The 13,462-nt window shown below is 65.3% G+C and carries 11 protein-coding genes; 4 read left to right on the forward strand and 7 right to left on the reverse strand.

The window, feature by feature from the left end; translation table 11 throughout:
• Positions 1–10 precede the first annotated feature (10 nt).
• Genes RTW82_RS00895 through glyA form a run of 4 tightly spaced genes read right to left on the reverse strand, consistent with a single transcriptional unit; the run spans position 11 to position 5,885 of the window.
• Positions 11–3,031 (reverse strand): sarcosine oxidase subunit alpha, encoded by a 3,021-nt coding sequence (locus RTW82_RS00895; RefSeq protein ID WP_316923998.1) that lies wholly within the window; start codon positions 3,029–3,031, stop codon positions 11–13.
• On the reverse strand, positions 3,028–3,354 hold the full coding sequence (locus RTW82_RS00900; protein ID WP_021217044.1) for a sarcosine oxidase subunit delta: 327 nt from the start codon (positions 3,352–3,354) through the stop codon (positions 3,028–3,030). Before RTW82_RS00900 ends, RTW82_RS00895 begins: the two co-directional genes overlap by 4 nt.
• Positions 3,355–3,365: 11 nt before the next feature.
• Positions 3,366–4,616, reverse strand: coding sequence for a sarcosine oxidase subunit beta family protein (locus RTW82_RS00905; protein ID WP_184488474.1), 1,251 nt, complete (start codon positions 4,614–4,616; stop codon positions 3,366–3,368).
• Positions 4,617–4,631: 15 nt separating this feature from the next.
• Entirely contained in the window at positions 4,632–5,885 is a 1,254-nt protein-coding gene (gene glyA / locus RTW82_RS00910) for a serine hydroxymethyltransferase (protein ID WP_184488473.1), read from the reverse strand.
• 507 nt (positions 5,886–6,392) lie between these two features.
• Here glyA and RTW82_RS00915 point away from each other — a divergent pair.
• Positions 6,393–6,698 carry an NIPSNAP family protein gene (locus RTW82_RS00915; protein WP_316923999.1) on the forward strand — a complete coding sequence of 102 codons (306 nt, stop codon included), beginning with the start codon at positions 6,393–6,395 and terminating at the stop codon, positions 6,696–6,698.
• A gap of 169 nt (positions 6,699–6,867) precedes the next feature.
• Here the strand turns inward: RTW82_RS00915 and RTW82_RS00920 are convergent, their stop codons facing one another.
• Positions 6,868–7,167, reverse strand: a complete 300-nt coding sequence (locus RTW82_RS00920; RefSeq protein ID WP_271659740.1) for a hypothetical protein — start codon at positions 7,165–7,167, stop codon at positions 6,868–6,870.
• A 233-nt stretch (positions 7,168–7,400) separates the two neighbouring features.
• Here RTW82_RS00920 and RTW82_RS00925 point away from each other — a divergent pair, with 233 nt between their 5' ends.
• Complete coding sequence (locus RTW82_RS00925; protein ID WP_021218147.1) at positions 7,401–8,444, forward strand: low specificity L-threonine aldolase; 1,044 nt, start codon at positions 7,401–7,403, stop codon at positions 8,442–8,444.
• Positions 8,445–9,219: 775 nt separating this feature from the next.
• Here RTW82_RS00925 and gbcB read toward each other — a convergent pair.
• On the reverse strand, positions 9,220–10,323 hold the full coding sequence (gene gbcB / locus RTW82_RS00930) for a glycine-betaine demethylase subunit GbcB (protein WP_043240720.1): 1,104 nt from the start codon (positions 10,321–10,323) through the stop codon (positions 9,220–9,222).
• A 349-nt stretch (positions 10,324–10,672) separates the two neighbouring features.
• Here gbcB and gbcA point away from each other — a divergent pair, with 349 nt between their 5' ends.
• Positions 10,673–11,962 carry a glycine-betaine demethylase subunit GbcA gene (gbcA, locus tag RTW82_RS00935; RefSeq protein WP_316924000.1) on the forward strand — a complete coding sequence of 430 codons (1,290 nt, stop codon included), beginning with the start codon at positions 10,673–10,675 and terminating at the stop codon, positions 11,960–11,962.
• Positions 11,963–12,229: 267 nt separating this feature from the next.
• On the opposite strand, the gene RTW82_RS00940 is transcribed toward gbcA, so the two are convergent.
• Positions 12,230–12,607: an NUDIX hydrolase gene (locus tag RTW82_RS00940; protein ID WP_265170321.1), complete on the reverse strand. Its 378-nt coding sequence runs from the start codon at positions 12,605–12,607 to the stop codon at positions 12,230–12,232.
• Positions 12,608–13,144: 537 nt separating this feature from the next.
• Between RTW82_RS00940 and RTW82_RS00945 the strand changes: the two genes are divergently transcribed.
• Entirely contained in the window at positions 13,145–13,453 is a 309-nt protein-coding gene (locus tag RTW82_RS00945; protein WP_265170320.1) for a hypothetical protein, read from the forward strand.
• Positions 13,454–13,462 lie beyond the last annotated feature (9 nt).

The following is a 13,462-nucleotide window of genomic DNA, read 5'->3' on the forward strand; positions in this document are numbered from 1 at the left end:
GGCCCGTTGCTCACACATTCTGGCGTTCCCCTTTCGGGTCGTAGAACACCGAGCTGACGATCTCCGCCTCGATCACGCTGCCGTCCGCCAGCGGGGCGAAGACCTTCTCGCCCATGCGCTTGAGGCCGCCCCGCACCACGGCGAGAGCGAAGGAATAGCCCATGGCCGCGCTCATGTAGCTGGAGGTGACGTGGCCGACCATGGTCATGGGGATCGACTGTTTCGGGTCGAACACCAGCTGCGAGCCTTCCGGCAGCACCTTGTTCGGGTCCAGGGGCTTGAGGCCCACCAGTTGCTTGCGGTCTTCGCGCACGCAGTCCTCGCGGTTCATGCCGCGCCAGCCGATCCAGGAGAAGGGCTTGTTGCGGCCCACGGCCCAGCCCATGTCGAGGTCGTCCGGGGTGACCGAGCCGTCGGTGTCCTGGCCGACGATGATGAAACCCTTCTCGGCCCGCAGCACGTGCATGGTCTCGGTGCCGTAGGGGGTCAGGTTGTATGGCTTGCCGGCGGCGATGAGCTTTTCCCAGACGCCGGCGGCGTAGTCGGCCTGGACGTTGATCTCGTAGGACAGCTCGCCGGTGAAGGAGATGCGGAACACCCGCGCCGGCACACCGCCGACCAGGCCTTCCTTCCAGCTCATGAAGGGGAAGGCGTCCTTGTCCAGGTCGATGTCGGTGACCTCGGCCAGCAGCTTGCGGCTGTTGGGGCCGGACAGGGTCATGGTGGCCCAGTGGTCGGTGACCGAGGTGAAGTACACCTTGAGCTCCGGCCATTCGGTCTGGTGGTAGATCTCCAGCCACTCGAAGATGCGCGCGGCACCGCCAGTGGTGGTGGTCATCAGGAAGTGGTTGTCGGCGAGGCAGGCGGTCACGCCGTCGTCCATCACCATGCCGTCTTCCTTGCACATCAGGCCGTAGCGGGCCTTGCCCACGTCCAGCTTGGTCCAGGCGTTGGTGTAGACGCGGTTGAGGAACTCGCGGGCATCCGGGCCCTGGATGTCGATTTTGCCCAGGGTGGAAGCATCGAGGATGCCCACGCTGTCACGCACGGCCTTGCACTCACGGGCCACGGCGGCGTGCAGGTCCTCGCCGTTCTTCGGGAAGTACCAGGGGCGCTTCCACTGGCCGACGTCCTCGAACTCGGCGCCATTGGCCAGGTGCCAGCGCTGCATGGCGGTGTAGCGCTTGGGCTCGAACAGGTGCCCGCAGTGGCGGCCGGCGACGGCGCCGAAGGCCACGGGGGTGTAGTTCGGGCGGAACATGGTGGTGCCCATTTCCGGGATGCTGATGCCCAGCGAACGGGCGGCGATGGCCAGGCCGTTGATGTTGCCCAGCTTGCCCTGGTCGGTGCCGAAGCCCAGCGCGGTGTAGCGCTTGACGTGCTCGACCGACTCGAAGCCCTCGCGGGTGGCCAGTTCGATGCCGGCGGAGGTGACGTCGTTCTGCAGGTCGACGAACTGCTTCGGCGCACGGGCGGTGGATTTGTCGTGGGGCACCTGGAACAGCGCCAGGGTGGCTTCCTCGTGGCGCTTCTCGGCCTTCGGCAGGCTGCCGGTGACTTCCTTGAAGCCCGCCTCGGCGGCAGCCTTGGCACCGGCCTCGAAGCCGTCGGCCAGGGTGTCGCCGAGGGCGAACACGCCATTGACGGCGCCGGCGCAGATACGTTTCTGGAAGCCGCCCTCGCCCGGGACGAAGGCCAGGATGTCTTCACGCCAGGTGGGCTTGCCGCCCAGGTGCGAAGCCAGGTGCACCACCGGGCTGTAGCCGCCGGAGGTGGCGATCAGGTCGCAGTCCACCACTTCACCGGGGCTGGTGACCTTGTGCGCACGGGTGTCGATGGCGCAGATGCGCGCACCGCTGACGCGCTTGCCGCCACGGGCCTCGACCACGGCGCTGCCGGTGAGGATGCGCACGCCACGAGCACGGGCCTCCTCGACCCAGGCGCCACGCGGGTTGCTGCGGGCGTCGGCCACGGCCACCACCTTCTGTCCGGCGTCGAGCCAGTCCAGTACCAGGCGGTAGGCGTAGTCGTTGTTGGTGGACAGCACCAGCTCCTTGCCGGGCGCCACGCCGTAGCGGCGCACATAGGTGGAGACGGCGCCGGCGAGCATGTTGCCCGGCACGTCGTTGTTGGCGTACACCAGCGGGCGCTCGTGGGCGCCGGCGGCCAGCACCACGCGCTTGGCACGGACGCGGTGCACGCGATGGCGGGCCTGGCCCATGGGCGCGGTCTCGCCGAGGTGGTCGGTGAGGCGCTGGTGGATGGTGAGGAAGTTGTGGTCGTGGTAGCCGTTGACCGTGGCGCGGGGCAGCAGGGTCACGTCCGGCAGTTTTTCCAGCTCGGCGATGACCTGGGCCACCCACTCGGCGGCGGGCTTGCCGTCCAGGGTCTCGCGGGTATCCAGCAGGCTGCCGCCGAATTCTTCCTGTTCATCGGCGAGGATCACCCGCGCGCCACTGCGGCCGGCGGCCAGGGCGGCGGCGAGGCCGGCGGGGCCGGCGCCCACCACCAGCACGTCGCAGTGCTGGTTCATGTGGTCGTAGATGTCCGGGTCGTTCTCGGTCGGCGCACGGCCGAGGCCGGCGGCTTTGCGGATGTACTTCTCGTAGGTCAGCCAGAGGTTCTGCGGGTACATGAAGGTCTTGTAGTAGAACCCGGGCGGCATCATCTGCCCGCCGACCTTGCCGAGGATGCCCATCAGGTCGGTGTTGACGCTCGGCCAGCCGTTGGTGCTGCCGGCCACCAGCCCGGCGTAGAGCGCCTGCTGGGTGGCGCGCACGTTGGGCACCTGGGTGGCGGGGCTGGAGCCGATCTGCAGGATGGCGTTGGGCTCTTCGGCACCGGCGGCGACGATGCCGCGGGGGCGGGAATACTTGAAGCTGCGGCCGACGATGTCGACGCCGTTGGCCAGCAGCGCGGCGGCCAGGCTGTCGCCGGCGTAGCCCTGGTAGCTCTGCCCGTTGAAGGTGAAGGTCAGGGGCTGGGCGCGGTCGATGCGGCCACCCTTGGAAAGACGGTTGGGCTGGCTCATGCCGTTACTCCTTGGTCCACGGCTTTCTTCTCCTGGGGCCCGGCTTCGGTGACGGCGGGGCGTTCACCGACCTTGTAGGTCTCGAGGATTTCGTAGGTCACGGTGTGGCGGGTGACGTTGAAGTACTTGCGGCAGCCGGCCGCGTGCACCCACAGCTCGTGGTGGATGCCGCGCGGGTTGTCGCGGAAGAAGATGTAGTCGCCCCACTCCTCGTCGGTGCAGGCGTTGGGGTCCAGCGGGCGCGGGATGTGCGCCTGGCCCTTGGCGTGGAATTCCTCTTCGGAGCGCAGCTCGCCACAGTGGGGGCAGAAGATGTGCAGCATGGCGGGTCTCCTTAGTGAGCCACGGCAGCGGCGCCGTGCTCGTCGATCAGTGCGCCGTTGTGGAAACGTTCGATGGAGAAGGGCTTGGCCAGCGGGTGCATCTCGCCCTTGGCCAGGCTCGCCGCGAATACGTGGCCGGAACCGGGGGTGGCCTTGAAGCCGCCGGTGCCCCAGCCGCAGTTGAAGAACAGGTTCTGCACCGGCGTCTTGGCGATGATCGGGCAGGCGTCGGGGGTGGTGTCGACGATGCCGCCCCATTGGCGGTTCATGCGCACGCGGGAGAGCACCGGGAACATCTCGACGATGGCCTGCAGGGTGTGTTCGATGGTCGGGTAGGAGCCGCGCTGGCCGTAGCCGTTGTAGCCGTCGATGCCGGCACCGATCACCAGGTCGCCCTTGTCGGACTGGCTGATGTAGCCGTGCACGGCGTTGGACATGATCACGCTGTGGATGACCGGCTTGATCGGTTCGGACACCAGCGCCTGCAGCGGGTGGGATTCCAGCGGCAGGCGGAAGCCGGCGAGCTTGGCCATGTGCCCGGAGTTGCCGGCGGTGACCACGCCGACGCGCTTGGCGCCGATGAAGCCGCGGTTGGTCTCGACACCGATCACCACGCCATCCTGTTTGCGGAAGCCGATCACCTCGGTGTTCTGCAGCAGGTCGACGCCCAGGGCGTCGGCGGCGCGGGCATAACCCCAGGCCACGGCGTCATGGCGGGCCACGCCGCCGCGACGCTGCACGGTGGAGCCCATGATCGGGTAGCGGGTGTTCTTGCTGCAGTCGAGGTAGGGAATCTCCTCGGCCACCTGCTTGGCGTCAAGCAGTTCGCCGTCGATGCCGTTGAGGCGGTTGGCGCTCACACGGCGCTCGGAGTCGCGCAGGTCCTGCAGGGTGTGGCACAGGTTATAGACGCCACGGGCGGAGTACATGACGTTGTAGTTGAGGTCCTGGGAGAGGTTTTCCCAGAGCTTCATCGCATGCTCGTAGAGGTGCGCCGACTCGTCCCACAGGTAGTTGGAGCGGACGATGGTGGTGTTGCGCGCGGTGTTGCCGCCACCCAGCCAGCCCTTCTCCACCACGGCGACGTTCTTCACGCCGAATTCCTTGGCCAGGTAGTAGGCCGTGGCCAGCCCGTGGCCGCCACCGCCGACCACGATCACGTCGTAGACCGGCTTGGGCGTGGGGTTGCGCCACATGCGCTGCCAGTTCTCGTGGTGGCTGAGGGAGTGCTTGAACAGGCCGAAGCCGGAATAACGTTGCATGCGCGTGCTCCTGGATCAGCGGTACACGGGGAAGTCGGCGCAGAGAGCCGCGACCTGTTTGGCCACCTGGGCCTCGACATCGGCATCACCGAGGTGGTCGAGGATGTCGCAGATCCAGCCGGCCAGCTCGATGCTCTGCGGCTCCTTGAAGCCACGGGTGGTGATGGCCGGGGTGCCGATGCGCACGCCCGAGGTGACGAAGGGCGATTGCGGGTCGTTGGGCACGGCGTTCTTGTTCACGGTGATGCCGGCGCGGCCCAGGGCGGCGTCAGCGTCCTTGCCGGTCAGGCCCTGCTTGATCAGAGACAGCAGGAACAGGTGGTTGTCGGTGCCGCCGGAAACCACGTCGAAGCCGCGCTCGATGAACACCTGGGCCATGGCCTGGGCGTTCTTGATCACCTGGGCCTGGTAGGTCTTGAAGCCAGGCTCCAGCGCTTCCTTGAAGCACACCGCCTTGCCGGCGATCACGTGCATCAGCGGGCCGCCCTGGGCGCCGGGGAACACGGCGGAGTTGAGCTTCTTCTCGATCTCCTCGTTCTTGCGGGCGAGGATCAGGCCCCCGCGCGGGCCGCGCAGGGTCTTGTGGGTGGTGGTGGTGACCACGTCGGCATAGGGCAGCGGGCTGGGATACAGACCGGCAGCGACCAGGCCGGCGACGTGGGCCATGTCGACGAACAGCAGCGCACCGACCTTGTCGGCGATGGCGCGGAAGCGCGGGAAGTCGAGGGTCTTCGAATAGGCGGAGAAGCCGGCGACGATCATCTTCGGCTTGTGCTCCACGGCCAGGCGCTCGACTTCGTCGTAGTCGATCAGCCCGGTGCGGGTGTCGAGGCCGTACTGCACGGCGTTGTACAGCTTGCCCGAGGACGACACCTTGGCACCGTGGGTCAGGTGGCCGCCGTGGGCCAGGCTCATGCCGAGGATGGTGTCGCCGGCATTGAGCAGGGCCAGGTAGACGGCGGAGTTGGCGGAGGAACCGGAGTGCGGCTGGACGTTGGCGTAGTCGGCGCCGAACAGTTCCTTGGCGCGGTCGATGGCCAGTTGCTCGACCTTGTCGACGTATTCGCAGCCACCGTAGTAGCGCTTGCCCGGGTAGCCCTCGGCGTACTTGTTGGTCAGGCCGCTGCCCTGGGCTTCCATCACCCGCTGGCTGGTGTAGTTCTCGGAGGCGATCAGCTCGATGTGGTCTTCCTGGCGCTGTTCTTCTTCCTGCATCGCACTGAAGAGTTCGTCGTCGTAGCCCTGGATCTGGTCGTGCTTGCTGAACATCGCTGATCTCCTGCCGCGCCATCGGTTGGCGCCTGTCGTTGGGTACGGGGGTTTCCCCGTTTGCAGCGATGGTATGACTCGGCCTGCCTTGCCAGATGCCTACGGACGCCACGGGAGAATGCGTTTGCGACATGCAAAGGGTCGCAATCGAACATCCGTGCGACGGACGCCGATCACCCACAGTTTCCGTGGACCAAGCTGTGGATAAGCTGTACACCCCCGGCTAGCGGCCAGGTGCGTCGGGCCCTGCAGGTAAGTGACGGTTTTTTGAGCGATATCAGTCAGTTAGCGAAATCGTTACGCACAGAAGCTGTGCAACGATCTGTGGACAAGCTGTGAGTGGATACACCCAGGCCAGCAAGGGCGGGGCTCCTGGCCGGCTGTACGCGAACCGACCCGCCCGACAGAGGCGGAATTGCCCACAGCGACATGCCTGGACAGGCCCGCTGGCAGTGGATAATTTCGACGCCCCCGCAGCATTTCGCATGCGCCTGGACGAGCGATTCCATGATCACCTGCTACCTGCGCTACATCATCGACCCGTACAAGCTGGCCGAATTCGAGCACTACGGAAAACTCTGGATTCCCCTGGTGGAGAAGTTCGGCGGCACCCACCACGGCTACTTCCTGCCTTCCGAAGGCGCCAACAATGTCGCCCTGGCGATGTTCAGCTTCCCCAGCCTGGCGCTCTACGAGGACTACCGCATCCGCTCCATGGCCGACGCCGAATGCATCGCGGCCTTCGGCTACGCCGAGGAAACCCGTTGCATCCTCAGCTACGAGCGCAGCTTCTTCCGCCCGGTGTTCAACTGATCGCCACCTCGTTCCCGGGCTGAAGCCCGGGCTACGCCCAGGGTGAAACCGCCCACAAAGACCGTGGACCACCCTGTGAATAAGCTGTGCGGCGAACGCGCGAAGCCAGGGACGGCGCCGGATGGCGCCGCCTGGCTCTTTTCTGATCAGGCCCCGAGGGCCCGGCGGGTCAGTTCAGCTGGGTGAGGCACTGGTTGGTGACGCTCAGCAGCCGCTCGTGGGTGGCTTTCGGCAGGGGCGTCTTCTGGGCTTTCAGCTCGTTCAGCTCGGCCTGGCTGAACTCGGCACTGACCTTGTCGGCCGCACAACCGCAGTACTTCTGCAGCTTGTCCGGGCTGACCTGGGCCTGGGCTCCCGCCGCGCACTCCTTGACGAAGTGGTCGCGTTCGCCCGGTGCCCATTCGGCGGCATTGGCCGACAGGCTGACCAACAGCGGCGCGGCGAGAGCAAGCAGGTAGGGATAGCGCATCGGTGTCACTCCTCATTGATGGCAAGGTCCGTCCCCGTGCAGGCACGGTTATGTTGTGAGCGGCAAAGGCCCCGGTGAGTTCCTCCCAGCGCGGGCACGGCCGCAGCGGGAACAGCGCCTGGTCTAAAAAGGATGTCGCCTGAAGCCATATTCCGTCGTCCATCCTGGCGTAAAGTTAGCTCCCATACGCCCTCCCCGCCCGGGGCATGCGGCGACCGGACCAAGGACCCGAGATGACCGACCAGACCCAGCAATTCGCCAGCGACAACTACTCGGGCATCTGCCCCGAAGTCTGGGCCGCCATGGCCGAGGCCAACCACGGCCACGACCGCGCCTACGGCGACGACCAGTGGACGGCCCGCGCCGCCGACCATTTCCGCCGCCTGTTCGAGACCGACTGCGAAGTGTTCTTCGCCTTCAACGGCACCGCCGCCAACTCCCTGGCCCTGGCCTCGATGTGCCAGAGCTACCACAGCGTGATCTGTTCCGAGACCGCCCACGTCGAGACCGACGAGTGCGGCGCGCCGGAGTTCTTCTCCAACGGGTCCAAGCTGCTGCTGGCCCGCACCGAGCAGGGCAAGATGACCCCGGAGGCGGTCCGCGAGATCGCCCTCAAGCGCCAGGACATCCACTACCCCAAGCCGCGCGTGGTCACCCTCACCCAGGCCACCGAAGTAGGAACTCTCTACCGCCCGGAAGAGATTCGCGCCATCAGCGACGTGTGCAAGGAACTGGGCCTGCGCCTGCACATGGACGGCGCGCGCTTCTCCAATGCCTGCGCCTTCCTCGGCTGCTCCCCGGCGGACCTGACCTGGAAGGCCGGCGTCGATGTGCTGTGCTTCGGCGGCACCAAGAACGGCATGGCGGTGGGCGAGGCCATCCTCTTCTTCAACCATGAACTGGCCGAGGATTTCGACTACCGCTGCAAGCAGGCCGGCCAGCTGGCCTCGAAGATGCGCTTCCTCTCCGCCCCCTGGGTAGGCCTGCTGCAGGACGACGCCTGGCTGCATTACGCCAACCACGCCAACAGCTGCGCCCAGTTGCTGGCCGAGCTGGTGGCGGACGTGCCGGGCGTCAGCCTGATGTTCCCGGTGGAAGCCAACGGCGTGTTCCTGCAGATGTCGGAACCGGCGCTGGACTACCTGCGTGCCCGCAACTGGCGCTTCTACACCTTCATCGGTGCTGGTGGCGCGCGCTTCATGTGCTCCTGGGACACCGAGAAGGAGCGCGTGCGCGAGCTCGCTGCCGATATCCGCGCGGCCATGGCCAATACCTGATCCTCTCCGGCCCGGAATCTCCGGGCCGACGCCCCTCCCCCGGCGGCGCGAACCTCCAGGCACAGCACGGGGGAGATATCCCCCGCTGCGCGCTTATCCTCGATTCCGGTGCATCACCCTGTGGACAAGCTGTAGAGCGACCGCCACGGCCCTGGCGGTACGGCGCCCCTGGGCAATCGCTCACTTCGTGAGCAAATTCAATCAGTTACGTAAATTCGGCACACAGTTTCTGTGCGGCACTCTGTACGCAAGCTGTGGATAGAATGCTGCAGGCCAATAACCACGTGACCTGCAGACCATCGCTCGTTTTCTAATCAGCCCTGAAAGCCCCATGTTGCCTGGAGCCGGGTTTCTGCGAGCGGTGCCCAGCAGGCAGTGAGCAGAACAGGTTTTCCCCTGCTGAGGTGGATGCCTCTGTGGACAAGCTGTGCGGCGTTCGCTACAGGCGCCAGCCCGCAAGGCATGCGTACTTCAGCCTATTTATCGAACGATTTCAGGGGGTTGGGAGCAACCTTGTGCACAGCTGCTGTGCAAGGAGCTGTGACCAGCCTGTGCATAACTCCTTGCAGGCTACGGACTGCGGTGGATACAGGCGTTAGATCAATCCGTAACCAGCACGCCGTGCACCTCGAAGAGTCGCTGCAGCCCTTGCCGGGCGGGGCCTTCATCCAGCTGAACAACCCACAGATTCACTGTACCAGCCTGTGGACAAGCTGTTCACCGAGCGCCAGGAGCCCCGCAGGGCGGGGCCTGGCGAGGATCGTACGTTTTCTGCTCAGTAGTCGATGGCCACGTCGCCCTTGGGCACGCTGCAGCAGGATAGGATGTAGCCCTCGGCGACGTCTTCGTCGGTGATGCCGCCGTTGTGCTCCATCTCCACCTCACCGGCGGTCTTCATCACCTTGCAGGTGCCGCAGATGCCCATGCCGCAGGCCTTGGGAATATGCAGCCCGAGCTTGGCCGCCGCCGCGTGCACGGTTTCACCGGGCGCCACGCGAATGCTCTTGCCGGTGCTGGTGAAGTCCACCTGGTGCAGATCGGCTGCGGGTACGGGCGGCGCGTCCGCGGCTTCGGCCGCCAGCTCCTTCACTTCCTCGCGGATTTCCGGCGGCGTGGGGCCGAAGGCCTCTTCGTGGTAGCGCCGCATGTCGAAGCCGTTGGCTTCCAGCAGTCGCTTGATCGCGCTCATGTAGGGCGTGGGGCCGCAGCAGAAGATCTCGCGCTCCATGAAGTCGGGGGCGATCAGCTGCAGCATCGGCTGGCTGAGGTAGCCGCGGTAGCCGGACCAGGTTTCGCCGATGTCGTATTTCTCGCAGACCAGGTGCAGCTTGAAGTTGTTGATGCGCGAGGCCATGTGGCGCAGCTCGCGGTGGTAGATGATGTCCTTCGGCGTGCGCGCGCTGTGGACGAAGACCATGTCGACGTTGGCACTGGTGTCGAAGAACCAGCGTGCCATGGACATCACCGGGGTGATGCCGACGCCGCCGGACAGGTAGAGCACCTTGTCGGCGGGGAAGTCGATGGCGTTGAACAGGCCCACTGGGCCGTGCACCGGGATGACGTCGCCTTCCTTGAGGTTGTCGTGCAGCCAGTTGGAGACCTTGCCGCCCGGCACACGCTTGATGGTGATGGAGAAGCTGTAGGGCACCGAGGGCGAGCTGGAGATGGTGTAGGAGCGCATGATCGGCAGGCCGTCGATCTCCAGCTCCAGGGTCACGAACTGCCCCGGCTTGAAGAAGAACACCATGGGCTGGTCGGCCATGAAGCAGAAGGTGCGCACGTCCCAGGTCTCCTGGACGACCTTTACGCAGCGCACCAGATGACGGCCGTTGGCCCAGGTCTGTGTCGTCACCGGATTCAGGAAGCTGTTGCTGCTCATACGCATCTCCGCGCGGCCGGACGTCGGCCCCATATGAAGCGGATTCTGCGTAAGCGAAAAAACGCCCACTTACCTAGCTGCGACATTCACATGCTCATCGCGACCTGCCAGCAGCACCAAGGGCTGCGGAGTCGGAAACGGATGTGGCCGTGTCGCCCATGGATAAGGTCGGGTCAGGCCCCGACGCCACACTCAGCCCCAGCCGAACACAAGCAATCGAGCGACATTCCCCCCTCTATCAGCGCGCTATCGGCAGCGTCGGAAGGGGAGGTGAAGCCGCCTTGCGTCATGACCGAAAGCCATATTTCGCGGCGGCCGCCCAGGGCGCCCCGCCATTGAGGAGTCAACGATGGATATCACTTCCACCCTGAGTCTGGGCGACCCGCTGGAACCGGCGCGCAAGGCGACCGCAGAGATGCTGCGCGAGCGCGACCACAGCTTCTCGCTGCCGCAACCCTTCTACAACGACGAGCGCCTGTTCCAGATCGACATGCAGGAGATCTTCCACAAGGAGTGGCTGATCGCCGGGATGACCTGCGAGATCCCCGCCAAGGGCAACTACCTGACCCTGCAGATCGGCGACAACCCGATCATCGTGCTGCGCGGCGCCGAGGGGCAGGTGCATGCCTTCCACAACGTCTGCCGCCACCGTGGCTCGCGCCTGTGCGTCAGCGAAAAGGGCAAGGTCGCCAAGCTGGTCTGCCCCTACCACCAGTGGACCTACGAACTGGACGGGCGCCTGCTGTTCGCCGGCACCGAGATGGGTGCCGACTTCGACCTCAGGGACTACAGCCTCAAGCCGGTGAAGGTGAAGACCGCCGGCGGCTACATCTTCATCTCCCTGGCCGAGAACCCGCCGGCCATCGACGACTTCCTCTCCACCCTGGCCCATTACATGGAGCCTTACGACATGGAGAACACCAAGGTCGCGGTGCAGACCACGCTGCGGGAGAAGGCCAACTGGAAGCTGGTGCTCGAGAACAACCGCGAGTGCTACCACTGCAACGGCTCGCACCCCGAACTGCTCAACACCCTGCTGGAGTGGGACGACGTCACCGACCCCCGCGCCAGCCAGGCGTTCAAGGACCAGGTGGCGGCCTGTACCACTGCCTGGGATGCCGAGAAAATCCCCTATGCCCACGCCAGCTTCGGCCTGCGCAACCGCATCGTGCGCATGCCGCTGCTGCAGGGCACCGTGTCCATGACCATGGACGGCAAGCAGGGCAGCAAGAAACTCATGGGCCGCATCCAGAACCCGGACCTGGGCTCCATGCGCATCCTCCACCTGCCGCATTCCTGGAACCACTGCATGGGCGATCACATGATCGTCTTCACCGTGTGGCCCATCAGCGCCCAGGAAACCGTGGTCACCACCAAGTGGCTGGTGCACAAGGACGCGGTGGAAGGCGTGGACTACGACGTGGCGCGCCTGCGCGAAGTCTGGGACGCGACCAACGACCAGGACCGCCGCCTCGCCGAGGAAAACCAGCGCGGCATCAACTCCACCGCCTACCAGCCGGGCCCCTACTCCAAGACCTACGAGTTCGGCGTGATCAACTTCCTCGACTGGTACAGCGAGCGGATGCTCAACAACCTGGGCGACGTCCCGGCTACCCGCCTGCGCCAGGTCGGCGAATAGGGCCATGAGCCTGAGCCTCGGGTTCATCCTGCTGCTCACCCTCTACGCAGCGCTGGCCTGCCGCAAAGGCCGGCGCTGAGAGGCAACACACTGAGGTCCCGCAAGGGACACCCCTCGCCCCCGCCAGGACGTCGGCCCTGGTGGGGGCTTTTTTTTGCACAGGCCTCGCGCGCCCGACGCCAGGCCAACAGACCCCGACGGCCCAGGCCTCAGCCCGGGAAACCGACACGGAGCAGGGTTCGAGGGGCCTTCCCGAATGGCGTGAGCCTATGCGCCTGGGCGCTGGCAGGTCTTGAGCAGGCGTCGGATGGCCTTGTTGATGCTGCGCTTGCCCAGGTCTTCGACTGAGAACCAGCGGCAGTCGGCGATCTCGTTCAGCGGCGTGGGCTGCTGGGATTCCGGCATCGGCGCTTCGAAAACGTAGTGAAGGGTCGTGTACAGCTCCAGGGGCGCAATGTAGTCGAGGGTCTCGACCGCGAGCCCGGTCTCCTCCACCAGTTCGCGGAACGCCGCCTGCCCAGGCGCTTCATCCGCCTCGATCCGGCCGCCTGGCAACGTCCACTTCGACTTGGGTTTGCGCACGAAGAGGATCTTGTCTTCCAGGCGGCAGATGACGGTCGCCCGTTCTTTGATTGCCCTGCCCATCTGCTCACCCCCTGCCACTGCGTTGAAAGACCGGAACGGTCACGAAAACCCTCGTAACCAAGGCAAGAAGGGCGCCAGACATGGCCGGCCCCCACACGAGAACGCGCCTGTATCTAACGTTAGGCGTCCTTGGCGATATCTGCCTCACGCAGAACGTTGGAACAGGGCTTTCCGGGGAAGATTCCCGGTCTATTCGCCGCGGCAGGCGAATCCGGTCCGTACTTCGGGTGAAGACACCCGCGAAAAGCAGGCGGTAAACGAGGCGTGGATGCGCAGAAAGACCGGAAGCCCGACGGAAATTTCTGCGAGGCGGATGGAGGAGTATCCCACGTGTCACGAGGAAGTTTGTAGGTCGGATTAGTCCGACTTACCACCGAACCGGACCGGACCGGGTTCACAGCCTGGCGCCAAAGGACCGGGATAATGCGAAACCATCAGGTTCCTACAGTTAGGGCCTACAAAAAATCCGGATCGCCAAAGTGTGGATCGTAGGAGCCATCTGATTTTTACTCAGTTCAGCCTGTAAGGAGTGCTGAGATGAAACGACTACTGAATATTCCCCTCCTCGCCCTCATCTGCGTCGCCGGCCTGGCCCACGCGGAAAACGCGTCACCGGCCCTAGGACAGATCACTTTCGTGGGAAGCATCTGCAAGGACCTTTGCGATACCCCTACAAGCACCTGGCTCGAACATGTAGGACGCCGCAGCGGCCTCAGCCCCATCGGCCGATCAGAGCCCAGCGGGCGCGGCCATTGCGCAGGCCTGGGTGAAACCAGCTCGGTGAGCATGACCAGCATCGCCTCCCGCACGGGCGACGCCGGGATCATCACGGTGATCTACAACTGAGGTCGTATG

The sequence above is a fragment of the Pseudomonas sp. zfem005 genome (genome assembly GCF_032621735.1).
GTDB classification, from domain to species: domain Bacteria; phylum Pseudomonadota; class Gammaproteobacteria; order Pseudomonadales; family Pseudomonadaceae; genus Metapseudomonas; species Metapseudomonas solani.